The following is a 16028-nucleotide window of genomic DNA, read 5'->3' on the forward strand; positions in this document are numbered from 1 at the left end:
GTACACAGCATAAAGCTGCACGCAATTTGATTGATTGCCACGTTAGAAATAGAACTGTCTGTTTTGTGAATATCTGTATCGTTGCCAGTGTTCCCTAACTGACCGTTATACAATAAAGAAGCGTGGGAACATTGAATATTACCTAATCTGAGGCTCTGGACTGCCCTAAGTCAAGTAATAAACAATAGCCCACGCCAAACGTTATATAGTCCACTTGAGTAAGTGGGTATATAGCATTGACGTGAGCGTTCTTGCCTATTATCCTTGACTTATGAAATTGTCCAGATTTCAGATTAAGGATAATATCTTAAACGCTCTTCGTTAACTAATATGTCCTTCCAACTTCCCAACGCATTAGGCTGTTAGAATTGCTGCAAAGTTACGAATTTACGTTTGATTGGCAAGAACTTATTGTTTATTAAATGCAGAAAGGCATTCCTACTCCATAAATCAAGGTTAGGAGCAAATTTGTAAAAGGTCTATATAAGTAGAAATTTAGAAATTTACTCCCAACTTGAATTATTGGCTTAAAAGGCTGTTCCACTCCATTCTTAATAATTGGTGAGCGCAACCGCCAGTAATCAAAAACTAAGGCAGTCATAGGTATTAAGTAGTTCTTCCTGCCTTAATCCCAAGTATCTCTTGGTAATTGATACACTGGAATGATTGAATAGCTCCATGAGTTTGACAAGTGCAAGCTCCGAACTTTCGCTGTTCATGTTATAGACCTGCCTGCCGAAAGTCTTTCTAAGGCTGTGGCATGAGAAGTTGCCTATATGCAGCCTATATTTCCTTTTAACCTCCTTGAGGATTACATTTATCCTCTGTATGGAATAGACCGTACCTTTCCGGCTTACCAATATAGGCGCGTCTATGCCTATAGGACTGATATGCTTGTAGCAGTCACAGATATGCTTCTGTAGCTGCATGTTAATTCTCACAGTCCTTTGCTTTCCCGTCTTGATTTCGATAACGGTAAATTCCTCCGCATTTAATATCTGATTCCAGCGTAAAGCCAGAATGTCAGATATTCTTAAGCCAGTAAAACAGCCCAGAGCAACAAGAAGCGAGATTTTATAATTCCCGTCTTTGGCTAACTTCCTTATCAAGTTCATTGCCTCGCTCCATTGCAGATAATCTGCGGTTGTACTTGAATATTTAAGTGACATAACGTTCAGTCTTATAATGAAATGAATAAAAGTGAATATCATTTTTAAGTTGGAATATCCAACTTATTGATAATCAAAGGAACATTCACTAATAATAGAAGTGAACATTTCTCCCATTAACAGTAAGAGGACACCTATACCTTGTTATATAGATGTCCTCCATACCAAGCTATCCTTTGATAATGGCATAGCCCAGCAGCAGGATATATCCTACCGCTATAAATGGAAACAATGCCATTGCAATGAAGAATACCAAAGTAGCCAGTAACACATAGAATAAATTCCGTAGCATAATCTCCAGTTTTGAGAAACCAGTAATAGGATATAATTCCAGATACAGCTAAGAGAGAAACCAGCTGTATCTTTCATCACCATGCAGAGCGGATGCAATGCCCGTTGCCAGTTCTGTAGCGTTGTAGGCTCTATCCAGAAAGCTGTCTATGTAGCTGCTCTTGTTGCTGCCAGTAAGCAGGTTGTAGAACTTCCACATGGATAGGTCACTGCCAAGACAGCCAAAGTTCTCATCATTAATGTAGGCTTTAGCCACACTGTTTACTTGTGTATCAGTAAGCAGCATTCTGGGGATAGCCTTCTGATAGCCTTGTGGCAAGCACTGATAAAGTCGCATTCTTCCAAGTAACTGGCAGAATTGATGTTCTGTCATACTGGTATTGCCAAGTGTCTGCATCAGATGTATGTGCTTGGCAGGGTCGTACTTGTTGAACATTTCCAATACGGCACGATATAATTCGTTGGTATTGGTTACTTCCAAACAAGTAAGATAACCGTCCGTAGATACACATAAATTGGTGCAGACATTACAAATGAAGCCTATGAACACCTTAAAACGCTCTGCACCCTTTTTACTGTACAGATTGGTATGGTTATAAGCCCTAACTCCACCTATGGTAAGGGTCAGCCTATTACCGTTCACCGTCTCGTAGATGGTAGGTATTTCAATCACGAAAGCGCAACGCTCGTAATAAATGGTCTTGTCACTCTCTAATAACTGATTGGCAGGCTTATGTATTGCTTCTGGAATACGACCCTTGATAACGTGTGACACCCTTATATCCGGCTGCCCTATCCGTTCACCGTTAAAGAATGTATTAGCTGCATCCTGCACCGTTTCAATGAACGAGACGTGCGACAATGTAGCCTCGTTGTCTTTGGCGAATACTGGAATTATACAGTCGTCCCTCAAATGCTGTAAGGTCGCTTCAACTGTATTAGCCTCTATGAACAGAGGTCGTTTCCCCTTTGTATCGTCCGTTACAACCGTTGCATCCTCTGCAAATTCTCCTAAATTGCTGTTCCTTCTCTGTGCCATGACTGGCATAATCTGTAATGCTTCCATAATCTGTAAATTATTAAGTTGATAATTAGAAATTTCTCCATCTGAATGCCATATAAATGATAATGTACAGCACTATGGCAAACATTGCCTTTGGTGCTGCAATGAACGGTACAACGAGTATTGCACCAACCGTCAGAATTGCCTTTAAATCTTCCATAAGCGATAATTTATTGGTTAGTAATAAGTGAATTAAAGGGAATGGCGCGCTTTATAACGTAATGCCCCATAGACTTCCGCAATTGTGCTCTGTAATACACAGACATTACTGTAGTAGCCAGTAATACCGTAACCAAAGCGTTTGCGGTCTGGAATGCGATTGCGTTAAACCGTTCATTTCCCATCTAAGAGAGGTGAGGGACATTAGGGGTAACATGACAATTAAGCGCATAATATACACCTCATGCCTGCTTTCTGGCTGATAATTGCACTTTATGCAGTCTTAATAACTGTATGGAAAGAGTTTCCGTATCTGGAAGGGAGGGGGTATTATTTAGAGACTGCCTAATTTGAGTTGGGGTATAACAAGAAACTCCAGACCCGTTTAATGGTCTGGAGTTCAATCCTACTCAATCAATGCCTTAATTTCCTTTATGGTTCTATGCCTTCTCAACGTCTGCCCAAGCTGCTTATATCCCTGCTCCAAGAATGGATATTTATCTGTTATCACCCTTAATTCCCGTTGCTCATTGTCCGTTAGGGAAAGCTTCTCCTTCAAGTCACAGAAGCGTTTGAGGCGGTCTCTGAATTGTGGCGGTTTGAGAGCATCCTTTACTACGCTGTCATCTGCGATACTCCACTCATACCCTTTGGTTACTGTCATCCCCAATTCCTTATAAGCCTCTTGCAGTGCTTCGGACGACCTATATACTATATGTGTAGTCCAGTGTTGGTAGAGCTTTAACTGGGCAACCATGTCATTGACTTCGTATCTGCCATCCTTCTTGATGATATATGTATGGACGCCCAGTCTCTCAAACTCCTTATCCTGCTGCTTTAATATCTTTATATCAGTCTCCCTATTCAGTTGCTCCATCCTTCTGCGAGCAGTAGCAAGTTCGTCCTCTATCCTCTCCTCCATCACATCAAACGGAACGTAGTAGTTGACAGCCTTTGCATTGAAGATATGGACTATCTTGTTTCTGAAAGGGTTGGACTTGGTTCTGATACGTCCTGCAATCTGGGGAATATCCATGTCAATGCTGATTAGGGTATGCTTGTTGTAGCCGTCACTGACGATAAAGCATATTGCCGTCTCTGAATAATAGTCCACTCCTTCAAATGCCTTGCAGGTCACGAATGTAAACCGTTTAACTGGGGCTGTTGAACTGGAGATTTCAAAGCCTTCCAGCTTGTAATGGTTCATCTCGTCGTCAGCGCATATAATCCTGCACTCATCATTGGTCAGCTTGGCTTGTTTAAGTATCTCCTTAATCTCCCTTACGCTGTTGACAAAGAAATATGCCTCCTCACTCTTAATCCCGTCCAACACAAAGTGACCGTTGTCTTTATAATGCTTGATAACATTAACTGCTGTAGTGCTTGCTTTGACACATGGGCAGGGGTAGATTGTAATCTTATCCACTATCTGCCAGTTGGCAATGTATTCTTTCATTTCGGCAAATACTTTGGGCTTAAATCGCTCTGGGATAGGAGTTGCAGTTAAGAAGCAATGAGACTTGAAGCATTTGAACTTCTCTATAATCTGATTTATTACCTTTGTCCTAAAGCCATACTGCTTTAACAAATTGTGGTACTCATCCACAAGTATCTTGAATTCAAGCGGATTAATGAGGTCAATCAGTTTATCCACCTTGTCATACGTACAGATTATCTTCTTAACTCCGTCCTTAGCAAGAAACTTGTTCAACTGGATTTGTACTGTCTTAGTGAACTTGCCATATAAACCAAACAGTCTGTCATTAGTAGGACTTACGCCTGCTTGGATTTGTGACTTCTTCCAAGCAATGTCCCTGCCGTCTTTATCCTTAGGTGGGTAGCACTTATTGATTACCAGCTCTGTTGTAGGTACGGCAATAATGTAATTCTCGTCATTGGTAAGCGCTATTGTAGTAGCACCGCATCCCGTCTTTACCTTGTTGAAGATGCAATTCTTTGGGAAGTCGTCCATAATGAGGAAACCGTCCCGTTCTTGAATATCCAACTTTATCATAAGTTATCTTTTGTGATTTTAAATATGTTACCTGTGACCCTAATTATTGGACTTTAAACAGCTCCCAACTCTGAATACTGGGGTAACTGACCGTTTTATATAGAGGGAATTCACCACTTTCTGGGAATTTCAACTCTATCATCATTTCTACTTGGTGATTGGAAAACAGCTGTCTGTGACCCCAATAATCAGACTACAGATTACTCTCAACTTCAATTATTAGGGTAAACCACCTTATTATATGGGGGAAATTCACCACTCTGGAAGAATTGGGAGCAGAAGAGCCAACCTCTCACATTGGCTCTGGTTCTTATTAGCAGACTTCTTCCGCTTCCAGATAAGGAATGTCCTCATCTGCATCAGTGGAGGCTGTCCCAGTCCCTTCAACTGGAATGATAATAGGATTGTCATTCCGTTCTCTTATCTTCTTGAACTGCTCCATCACCAAACTCTCATCCAGATTTCCATGCGTATTGAACATTGCCGCCTTGTCATTCTGGGTGATGGTCTGGAATATCTTAATAGCTTCGTTGGCGTCTCCCGCAGTTGTTTTGATATTATTAAATTGCTGAATTAGGTGTCTCTTGGCAATATCCTTGTCATCAAAGCCTTTATCCTTGCAGATTTGGATGAACTTGTTGCCTATCTCCATATTATAGGCTGGAATGATAGGCTTCTTCACCTTCTTTCCTTTCTCATCCTTCCCAGAGCATAATAGAGAGAAGTCAGACTTTGATATGGCGTTATTATTGCCACAAAAGATAAGGTTCAGTGTTGAGATTGGATAACCGTCTGGGTTCTTCTCGCTCTTTATCAGTTCGTTATACCGTTGCAGGAATTCGCTGTCTGGGTTAATATTGGCTGCACCACGTACATAATCTGGGGTAGTCCATTCCTTCTTGGTAATATTAATCTCGTTGATATATTCGGCAATGGTTTCATTCCCTTGCAATTCAACTTCAATGGCAGGGACATCTATCGTTTCCTTTCCGTTCTCTGCTGCCCATTCATTATAGAGGGCTGCGGCAATAACCCTATGCTGACCGTCCAATACAAGGAAATATTTGGCAGCATCTTCCGGCTTTATATCTTGCCCATTAATATCAACCAAGCTAATATCGCCAGTTTTAATTACATCTTCCGCCTTAATGACTTGTATCTGCTCTGCCTTTCTGTAGCCTTTGACCTTCATCATGGCTAATATCTTCTCTACATTGCCCAAGTTGATGGAACGATTAATACCCTTAGCGAAAGCTATGTTTCTTACTTCATTATTAGCTACAATTTTAATTGTCAAATAATTCTTTTTCATTATTATTTAATTTTAAATTAATAAATACATTTATAAATTAGTGCAATCTTCAACTTGGCGCCTTATCGTTTCTGATTACGTTGCAAAGTTGGGGAATACTTAGAAGGTGGGTTATAAAGAATAGAATGCGATTTGAAGGATATTCTTTATATATAAGATAGCCAAATAGTTAGATATTATAAGGATATAAAAAAACTACCACGTAATTACATGGTAGTCTGTGAGGATTGGCAGCATATTGCTTACCAGAGGTATTCTGTGGATTGATTATTGGGAGAGAAATTGTAGTCCTCTATCCGCTTGGGCTTCCATTGCGGTTTGTAGCCTTGCTTCACCAAGTAGGCTATAGCGGCATTGGTGTAGTTCTCGTCATTATTGAAACTGTCCGCTTCAAATAATATCTCCATGTAGCCTAAAGTCATACGTATCTGCTCGCTTCTGGTCTTTAAGGCTGAACACTTCTGCAAGAGATGGAATGTACCGTACATGATTAAGTTGCAGGCTGCATTATTGGCTTTCCTGCCTTTCCTTTCTGAATACACCTCCTTCAATTCCGCTTGCGCCTCTTCCAGACTGTCAACTCCCAAGTAAATATGCAGGTAGTTGTCAAGCAAGTCAGTCAGCCAATAGCAGGAGTTGTCAAGCCTAATCTTCTTTACCCCGTTATCAATGGTGATGGAATTTAGTGCCCTTACCTCCTCCTTTCTGGAAGGTGAGTATCTCTTGGTGTTCAATAACTCAAACAGCTTTAGCATTTCTGGACGGACTTGTTCCAGATACGGAAGTGTATTCTCTGAAATGGCAATCTCCGTATGAAGTTCATCCTTTACATGCTTGTCATATATGGCAGCTACAAACAGAAGGGATATTCCTATTACTTCATCTTCATCTGATATGCCATACTCCTCCAGAAGTTCCAATATTTCAGTCAGTATCTCATCATTGGATAGGGTTATGAATACTTCGTGCTCTGTATCCATGATGAAACTGGCAGCATCAAACAGTGTACTTGTTGAGGCTGGTCTGGGGGCATAGCGGTGATAGTCAAAAGCACCGTTATCCACCGCGTATTCATCCAGATACGGGAATGGCATACGATACTTGGAAACTATCTCCTCACCTGCCCCATTAGGGTAATGAAGGCGGTATGCTGCTTGTAGTTCATTTAAGAACATGGCACGTCTGTAGCCAAAATATTCTGCAAGTATAGGCTCTAACGTCCTCAACTCTGGAATTGGTATTGAGTAGGTTATCATGTCATATCTGTATTAGTGCTGTAAAGATAAATAATGCCACTCCATTATGCAACAGAGCGGCATTATAAATTAGAGTAAATGCTTCATTACATCATTCCTTAGTACAGAATGTCCCCATTAACTTATCCATTTCTTCACCTATACACTTATCAACTAATTTAGCATAATGTTCAGTCATTCGTGTATTAGAATGTCCCAACATTTTAGACACCACAATTAAGGATATATTATTAGCTAAAGTAACCGTACTTGCAAATGTGTGTCTTGCTGTATGATAGGTTATTCGTTTATCTATGTGACATAGAATAGCTATATCCTTCAAATATAGATTTATATCCTTATCTGAATATATAGGCATTAAGGTATCTCCACCTGCATACTTATCAATCAACATTTTAGCATTAGGTAATAATGGAATACGAGCAAGAACACCAGTCTTTACCCTCTTCTTCTTAATCCACATTCTTCCTTGATTATCACGTTCTAAATGTTCAACCTTCAATGTTTTAACATCAATGTATGATAAGCCAGTATAACACGCAAATAAGAACATATCCCTCGTCCGCTCAAGTCTGGGTAAAGGAGAATTAAAGTTTATAATTCTGCGCAGTTCATCTTCATTCAAGAAATCAGGAGATACCTCTTGCCGCTCCAATTTATATGATGCAAATGGATTAAATGCAATCTTATTATTAGCAACAGCACGATTTACCACCTTCTTTAATAGTGATAAATACTTCACTGCCCCATTCTGAGATAATCCATGTTCTGATAGCAACCATATACGGTATTCTTCAATGAAATCACGATTTAATTCTCTTAAGAACATATCATCACGATTATATTTAGATTGAATAAATTTCTCAAGAAGTGATAAGCCATGCTTTGAATTAGCGTATGTCCCTTTAGATATTCCACAGCCAATCTGTTTATGCTGCATTTCATTATGTCTCTTATAAACGTTAAGAATAGTTTCTTCCTTTATCAGTTCCACCTTATTTAATAAGGCATCACGAAGTAACATAGCTGTTATAGCAAATCCATGCTTCACCAACTTAATCTCTTCCTCATAAATTCGTACTCTCAAACTCTTTAGAAATTCATTCAATACTACAGCCTCAGAATTTGTACCACGTACACACTGTTTATCTTTATTCCAATTCTCCAATGCAACTAACTTACCAGTTGAGAATACAGTTCTTTCATCACCCACAGCTATTAATACCTCAATTGGCGCTTTACCTGCCTTATTCATTTTACTTGCCCTAACAGTAAATGATAATGTATAGTTACTCTTATTTATCATATTCCATAATTTGTGACGTCACAGTGACGGAATACATAAATTACCGTCACAGACATCTATTTAATTCAATATCAAATAGAGTATAATACGCTATATTACAATATATTACAACAACATATACATTTCTAAACCGTCACAAGTTTACGTATGACCGACACCATGGGTCGTATGCACTCAGATGCTCAGTTCGCTGGTTCTTCATCAGTTCCTGCTCACGTGGAAATGATGGGATTCCTCGGCATCGGTAACAACCCGATGGTAGGATGTACAGTGGCTTGTGCGGTTGACGTGGCTCAAGCTTTGAGCAAGTAAGTAGCAAGTAAATAATTACATAGAAAAAGAGGATAGCCTTCATTGGCTATCCTCTTTTTCTATCTACCCACAATCGCCACCTTTATCACCCCCTCCAGCCTATTCTCAAAAATACGGTAGGCTTCGTCAATTTCCTCCAACGAGAAACGATGTGTGATAAGCGGTGTGGTATCTATCTGTCCCGCCGCTATCAGGCGCAGTATCTCGGCACAATCGCACCCATCCACACCACCGGTCTTGAAGACAAGATTCTTGCCATACATCTCCGGCAAGGGCAATAACTGAGGCTGGTCATAAAGCGCCACAATGGTGACAATGGCATTGGGACGGGCACACTCCCATGCCAAGCGGAAAGTATCTTCCGTGCCGGCAACTTCAAGTACGACATCTGCCCCACCATGGTCGCTATGCTTCCTCACAAAGTCTTTGCAGTTTTCCGGCCCAATGACCAGCACCTCCGGATAATGCTCGCGGACAAAACGGATTCTTTCGGCCGACTGCTCGCAGACAATAATGCGACGGGGCTTCTTCAGCATGGAACAAAGCAGGGTACAAATACCCGTCGGCCCGGCACCGATGATGAGTACAGTGTCTTCCTCGGTTATTTCGGAGATACGGGCAGCCCAGAAGCCGGTGGCCAACACATCGCCTACCAAGAGCGCCTGCTCGTCGCTTACCGTATCGGGAATACGGTTCAGTCCCTGGTCGGCATAAGGCACACGTACATATTCCGCCTGGCCGCCATCGATACGGCACCCCAAAGCCCAACCGCCATTAGTGTCGGTACAGTTGTTCACATATCCGTGACGACAAAAGAAACATTTACCACAAAAAGTCTCCACATTCACAGTCACACGGTCGCCGGGCTTTACCGACTCAACTTCGGCACCCACCTGCTCTACGATGCCCACCATTTCGTGTCCTACCGTAATTCCGGGTACGGCGCGCGGTACACTTCCATGCTTTATATGCAAGTCACTGGTGCATATGCTACCCAGTGTCACCCGCACAATAGCATCACGTGCATCTTCCAATACCGGTATCGGTTTCTCAAGCAATCCGAACTTTCCGTGTTCAATATAAGTATATGCCAACATAATATATGCTTTTTTGAGTTATCACTTCTAAACGCGAAGTTGCCAGAAAGCAACAGCCGCTGCGGCCGCCACGTTCAGCGAATCTACACCGTGCGCCATGGGGATACGAACCACATAGTCGGCTCCCGCAATCGCTTCGTGCGAAAGACCATCTCCCTCAGTACCCATCACAATAGCCAACCGGGGCTCGGTCTTCAAAACGGGATTGTCTATGGAAATGGAATTGTCCGTAAGCGCCATGGCCGCCGTGCGGAAACCCAACTCACCGAGCGTATCCAGAGGACCGTCCATCCACGTCCACGGCACAAGAAAAACCGTTCCCATTGAAACCCGGACCGCACGACGGTTCAGAGGATCGCAGGAATTACGCGTCAACAGCACAGCATCCATGCCAAGAGCTGCCGCCGAACGGAAGATGGCCCCAATATTGGTGGTATCCACCACCCCGTCGATAACCACAATACGCCGGGCTCCCCGGCAGACGTCCTCCATACTCTTCGGAACCGGACGGCGCATGGCACAAAGAACACCACGCGTCAAAACGTAGCCGGTCAGCTCGGCAAGCAATTCCCTACCGCTTGTGTAGACGGGTATATCGCCACAACGCTCAATGATTTCAGCAGCATCCCCATAGATGTGCTTGTGCTCACACAAAAAGGCCAAAGGCTCGTAGCCGGCATCCAGAGCCACCTTGATAACCTTAGGACTCTCAGCTATAAACAGCCCTTTGTCCGGCTCAAGGCGATTGCGTAACTGGGCTTCGGTAAGGGTACTGAATATCTCCACACCGGGATGGGTTAAAGATGATATTTCGATAACAGGCATCGGATGATTTACTATTTGACGATTACTATTTACAATTCATGGCAGAAAGCCCTATAACCCCTTTATTGTCTTCATCAGTTGTTCTCCCAGTCCGATGGTATATCCTTGCGATACAAAGACCACCCGATTGAAAGTATCGGCTATGATGAATATCGGCAGGCTCTCTTTGTGCTTCAACTTCATGCTTTCTGCAATCTGCGCAGCGATACCGTCCGTATCTATACCATAAATAATGGTAGAGGGCAAATCGGGGAATGACTCGCGGGCGAACTTGCCGGCTTTGGCCTCATTAGGGAACAGCAACACCATCTTACGCCCCCACTTCTCCAAATCAGCCTTGAATGAAGCGATGTCGCGCAACGCATGATTGGTTGGCTCTTGATTGACACCCAGAATGCCTACGACAAAGTAACCGCGCCCACAAGCCTGCAGCAGACTCTGCCGGGCTGCGGAGCCGGCGTCCGGCAGCGGAGTGAAGAGAGACTCCGAATTAAAGTTCCCGATAACCTGCACCTCATCCTCGCTCTCGCGCATCACCAATTCAATTTCCGTTGTCTTCTCCGGCAGAATATTGAAAAAGGTGGTTTTAGAAAGTACCGCACCGCTGGCAAGGCGTGTACCGGTCACCAAAACATAATCTCCGGCCTCCAGAGCTGTTCCTTCCTTCAGAAGATTGCTCCATGTAGTACCGCCGCCCATATCTGCATCGCCTTCGTCATAGGAAAGCAATTGCAAACTGCCCTGCGGGGTCTGTTTGGAAAGAGTGAAATGAGAATAGTATTTCGGGTTATCCAACGAACGGATAGGCTTATAGGAAGCCACCAACTTTCCCTTCGAAGCAATTCCTTCTGCCATAAAGACCGGCTCTTCCGGATGATGGTTCAAGTCCACATCCATCGCACCATCATCCCCTATCAACTGTACTTTGCCGGTCACTCCGTTGATACGGGCAGGGATTGCCATGCTGCGTGCCATGGAGACGAAGAAAATGTCACGACTATGGGCATCAGCCACACGGGCCTTCCAGACCCCTTCCGGAGAAATGGGAGCCCCTCCCAAATTACAGTCATTGTCTACCCGGATATTTTGGGCCACCCATGCCACCAGTTTCATCGGTTCTGCCTTGTATGCCTCAGCATCTTCCTTTGAGACGGCTTTCTTGAAAAATCCTTTATAGGGGGTCAGTATCTCGTTGCTTACGCGTGGATTGCGCACATATCTGCGGAAATGGTCGGCATTCTTGCACATACGGGATTGCATGTGGTCCATCAGAACTTCCAGTGTAACGTCGCGGAGGTCTTTTGCCGAAATCCGTTGGAGCAGGTCCAGACCTCCTCTTTTGGACTTTTCAGAGCGCAACCGTGCCATGAAGTCGGCAATGACCCGATGGTTTCCTCTGGAAGCGACCAGTATCCGTGAAACGGCATCTTCGTCGAGCTTGTACTGCCGGGCAAAATAACGCGCCGTCTCATCCGTCATGAACATAGACACATAAGCGTTGCGGATGGAATCTTCATGGACCATGCGGCGGTCATTCGCCGCACGCTGTTCGGGCGTAACCGCCGGCAACTCCGCATTTTCGGGGGGCGGCACAAGTTCAAAATCTACCGCATGGCCGTCGCCGGCAGTCTTATCCATCTTCACAACCAGTTCATGGTCCTTACCGAAAGACAGTTTGGCATAGCCGAATTTTCCGTCTTTGGAAGCCCATACCAGCATGTCACCCTTACCGGCCGTCAAAAAAGCCTTTCCCTCTGCATCAGTCTGCTTCCGGGCTACAGTATAGAACTCCGCATAATTATAGAGCTTGAACTCCACACAAGCATCAGACACCGGATTTCCATGTCCGTCCATGACCGTAACTGTGGCCTTAGCCGTCGGTGCATAGTTACCGATTACATTGATTTCCGTATAAGTAGGAGTGACAGACATCACTTCCTCCGCTCCTTCATAACGTCCGAAGACCTTGGTATGCATCAGCATACCGCGACTGGCCGGAGCATTGAACCAACCAAGGTTGAGTACCGGTTCGGGTTCGCAGGCTCCAAGAAAATACCATTTCCCGTCTGCCCATGCTTCTACCCACGCATGATTGTCGTCGGTATGCGCCCACCGGGGTGTGTAGACCTGACGGGCAGGGATACCCACCGAACGCAAGGCGGCAACCAGCAAGGTAGATTCCTCGCCACAACGCCCGTATGCCGTGCGTACCGTTGCCAAAGGCGAACTGGTACGGGCATCGGAGGGAGTATAGATAGCCTTCTCGTGGCACCAGTGGTTCACCTCCAGAATGGCATCATAGAGGGACAGAGACTTGACACGATTCTTCAGTTCTTCGTAAAACACTACCCGTGCACTGTCCAGATGCTCATTGTTGACCCGCACCGGAAGTACAAAATGACGAAACAAATCCTCAGGAATAACTTTTCCCCAAGGCATCTCATCGGCAGCCTTTTGGGAGGCGCGCACGTTCATCAGATGAAATTCTCCGGAATAATCGGCAATGTCTGCCAAAGGCATATAGGCATAAAGGAACTCCAAAGCTTCGCGTTCGTACGACGTCAAGTCCGTATCGAATATGGCAAACAAATCGCCCTGCGGCAACCTTTCTTTTTTTTGATTGAAGTCTTGCTCCACACATTGGCGGTAAGAAGTGTCTGTAATGAAAGAACGTTTGCCGCAAGAGGCAAGCAAACATACCAGTCCGAGAAATCCCAGAAGTCGTGCAACTCGTTTCATAACGCAATTATTAAGGTTGAGCCACAAAAATAGTGTAAATCGTCCGCAAAAGAAAATTAATTCCCGTTTTACTTACATAATCACTCTACTTCAGATGTATCACCAAAGTCGTGTCTCCGGAAAAAGTGAAGCTGCATTTGTCATAAGACGGCGGACCCATAACGCCTTGAGCATCATTGCTGAACCCGTACTTCTCTGTAGGAATGCCGAAAACGGCAGTATCCAGTTTCCCGTTTCCGTTCTCGTCTTGAAACAACGAAATGGCATACGTACCCGTAGGTAACCCCTGGCAAGGAATGGAGAGCGACGTATCTTTCACATCTATCCGGAAGGCGGTCAAGGGTTTCTTCATGAATGTTTCTTCCGAATTGTAGATGGCGACATAGAGATGCCCCTCCACCTTTTCAATGTCACACACTTCAATAGTCAGGTTCTGGGCAAAGAGCAGCTGGGCGGCACTTTGCATTACAAATACTAAAAAAATAATCATTGCTTTCATCTTTGTTTATTTAAAAAGGGTTATTGTCTAAAAATTGGATACATCGTAGGCGGCCTTCTTGCCTAAAGTCACATATACTCCTACATAGAAAAAATGGTCGCTGGAAGCCAGGACAGCCTTGTTATCCACCTTACCGAACTCATTCTTCCGGCAAAGGATATTGCTGGCGGAAGCATGGATAATTACCTTCTTGCTTGCCAGGAAGGTCACACCCAAATCCAGACTGTTATAAGGCTTCACTTCATCGTTCATCAGACCCAGCAGCATGGGGTTATGATAAGGACGTCCGCTACTGAAACGGTCGGTCACGCTGACAATGGAACGCAGGCGAGGCAAGGAATACTTCACCACCCAGGCTGCATTATGCCGTGTAGCATACTGAGGAGTAGTCAGTTCCAGATACTCCCGATATTTACGTTTGGCTATATTATAGGTATAGGATAACTGGTATTCCAGATTCTTGAAGGACGCTCTATCACGGAAGAACAAGTCTATGCCTTTGCTGTGTCCATAACCGTTGGAGGTCAAGAATACAGCTTCCGTATCGGCATCCGTTTCCTCCAATGCCAGACGGTCATAATCCTTATAATAAAGTTCAGCTTTACAGAAACGCCCTTCATAGTCGTACTGAACGCCTAAATTGTACTGCATACATACTTCCGACATCAACTGCGGCCGACGCACCAGACAGTTGTTCTCGGGCAACTGTGTGTATCGCCCTACAATCCCCGACAGCATCATGTTTCCCCAATAATAGTTCGCCGCCAGCCGGGGAGAGAAATTCATCTTACGGTTCGGAGAAGTGTATTCCGTGCGAAAAGAAAACTCCATCTTCAATTGTTCCATCGGATAATAAGCCATCGAAAAGAAACCCGCACCAATGGTAGGCGACATGCGATTGCTGTCATCCGTCCCGCACAACAGATAATGATTCCTGTAATTGCGGATATAGCTCTCTATCCCCATATCCAGGCGGAATACCGATGACAGCCGTTTGGAAACTTTAGCCTTCAGATGCGTCTCTTGCTGATGTTCCAGCCAGTTATCACCCGAAACAACTGCTCCTCCCATTCTCCGGTTATAGTAAGAATAGGCCGCCCCTGCAAACCAACTCCACTCTCTGGAAGTATGCCTGCGAAAGGTTGCATTTACATAGATATTGTCTTCACCCAGCCCGAACAATCTGCGGTTATCCCCTTCGTAAGTGGAAAAGTCCGTCCGGTCGTATTGTGCGTAAACCTTCCATACCACTCTTTCATCAAGAGTATAACGGAACTGGACAGCTCCGGAAAACATCCGGTAAGGCTTCTCGAAATCCCTCCTGCCCGAATAAACCTTGTCATACAAACCCAGGTTCTGATAATTCAAGTCAACAGACAAGGATCCTCTGTCAAAAGTCTTTGTGCCCCCTCCACCAACACCGACAACGGAAGCGTTCACTCCGACTTTATCGACCTTGCTGTAATCTTTTGTTTCCAATGGCAAGACTGCCGAAAGCGCTTCTCCATATTCTTGTGAAGCGCCTCCCGAAGCAAGGTTTACCCCACTGAACATAAATGTAGAGTAACGGCTGCGAGCAGGGGTATTTATTCCGTTCGAAGTATAGGGATTCAGTACATGCATTCCATCAATAAAAGTCTGCGTCTCGTAACTGCCTCCACCACGTACCAGCAATTCACCGGTTTCACCCTGCACTTGCGTACCGGGCAAAGTCTGCAATGCCTTGTATAAATCACCGTTCGCACCGCCCACCGTAACCAGTTCCACCGGATGCATATCGCTCCAACGGCTGTTGGCAGCAGGAGTTCTGGCTCCTTTTACCACTACTTCTTCCAAAGCGACACTGTCTATATTAAAATTCAGACGTACTGTATCGGTCACTGATTTCTGCACTACGGAAGGCTGTGTATAAAGTAATACGCCCAATATCCCAAAGACTGTTTCCCGTTTCATATCTTTACATTCGTTGTGTTTCCTGCCGCAAAC

At 44.3% G+C, this 16028-nt stretch carries 12 protein-coding genes and 1 pseudogene; 1 reads left to right on the top strand and 12 read right to left on the bottom strand.

Annotated elements, in window-relative coordinates:
• Positions 1 to 581 precede the first annotated feature (581 nt).
• The 7 genes from DW039_RS00765 to DW039_RS00790 all read right to left on the bottom strand — a co-directional run bounded on the left by DW039_RS00765 (position 582) and on the right by DW039_RS00790 (position 8570).
• Complete coding sequence (locus DW039_RS00765; protein WP_117703250.1) at positions 582 to 1169, bottom strand: tyrosine-type recombinase/integrase; 588 nt, start codon at positions 1167 to 1169, stop codon at positions 582 to 584.
• A 169-nt stretch (positions 1170 to 1338) separates the two neighbouring features.
• Positions 1339 to 1461, bottom strand: coding sequence for a hypothetical protein (locus DW039_RS21410; RefSeq protein ID WP_255501490.1), 123 nt, complete (start codon positions 1459 to 1461; stop codon positions 1339 to 1341).
• Positions 1462 to 1509: 48 nt separating this feature from the next.
• Positions 1510 to 2526 (bottom strand): DUF3871 family protein, encoded by a 1017-nt coding sequence (locus DW039_RS00770; protein ID WP_120381565.1) that lies wholly within the window; start codon positions 2524 to 2526, stop codon positions 1510 to 1512.
• A 562-nt stretch (positions 2527 to 3088) separates the two neighbouring features.
• Entirely contained in the window at positions 3089 to 4696 is a 1608-nt protein-coding gene (locus DW039_RS00775) for a hypothetical protein (protein WP_120381566.1), read from the bottom strand.
• Between the two features lie 313 nt (positions 4697 to 5009).
• On the bottom strand, positions 5010 to 6008 hold the full coding sequence (locus DW039_RS00780) for a hypothetical protein (protein ID WP_118696366.1): 999 nt from the start codon (positions 6006 to 6008) through the stop codon (positions 5010 to 5012).
• Positions 6009 to 6250: 242 nt separating this feature from the next.
• Positions 6251 to 7264 (bottom strand): hypothetical protein, encoded by a 1014-nt coding sequence (locus tag DW039_RS00785; RefSeq protein WP_120381567.1) that lies wholly within the window; start codon positions 7262 to 7264, stop codon positions 6251 to 6253.
• A 91-nt stretch (positions 7265 to 7355) separates the two neighbouring features.
• Positions 7356 to 8570, bottom strand: a complete 1215-nt coding sequence (locus DW039_RS00790) for a site-specific integrase (RefSeq protein ID WP_117601706.1) — start codon at positions 8568 to 8570, stop codon at positions 7356 to 7358.
• 138 nt (positions 8571 to 8708) lie between these two features.
• On the opposite strand from DW039_RS00790, the pseudogene DW039_RS00795 reads away from it, so the two are divergent.
• Positions 8709 to 8882, top strand: a pseudogene (locus DW039_RS00795) (GGGtGRT protein); the annotation flags it as partial.
• A 59-nt stretch (positions 8883 to 8941) separates the two neighbouring features.
• Here DW039_RS00795 and DW039_RS00800 read toward each other — a convergent pair.
• From DW039_RS00800 to DW039_RS00820, 5 genes are all read right to left on the bottom strand, one after another.
• Positions 8942 to 9979 (bottom strand): alcohol dehydrogenase, encoded by a 1038-nt coding sequence (locus tag DW039_RS00800; RefSeq protein WP_005832802.1) that lies wholly within the window; start codon positions 9977 to 9979, stop codon positions 8942 to 8944.
• Between the two features lie 27 nt (positions 9980 to 10006).
• Positions 10007 to 10804 (bottom strand): RNA methyltransferase, encoded by a 798-nt coding sequence (locus tag DW039_RS00805; RefSeq protein WP_008665308.1) that lies wholly within the window; start codon positions 10802 to 10804, stop codon positions 10007 to 10009.
• Positions 10805 to 10855: 51 nt separating this feature from the next.
• Positions 10856 to 13543, bottom strand: coding sequence for a transglutaminase domain-containing protein (locus tag DW039_RS00810; RefSeq protein ID WP_120381568.1), 2688 nt, complete (start codon positions 13541 to 13543; stop codon positions 10856 to 10858).
• An 85-nt stretch (positions 13544 to 13628) separates the two neighbouring features.
• Positions 13629 to 14042, bottom strand: coding sequence for a DUF2141 domain-containing protein (locus DW039_RS00815; RefSeq protein ID WP_005832808.1), 414 nt, complete (start codon positions 14040 to 14042; stop codon positions 13629 to 13631).
• Between the two features lie 27 nt (positions 14043 to 14069).
• A complete protein-coding gene (locus DW039_RS00820) occupies positions 14070 to 15995 on the bottom strand; it encodes a TonB-dependent siderophore receptor (RefSeq protein WP_120381569.1) in 1926 nt (641 codons plus the stop codon).
• Positions 15996 to 16028 lie beyond the last annotated feature (33 nt).

The sequence above is a fragment of the Bacteroides sp. AF39-16AC genome (assembly GCF_003602735.1).
GTDB lineage: Bacteria > Bacteroidota > Bacteroidia > Bacteroidales > Bacteroidaceae > Bacteroides > Bacteroides uniformis.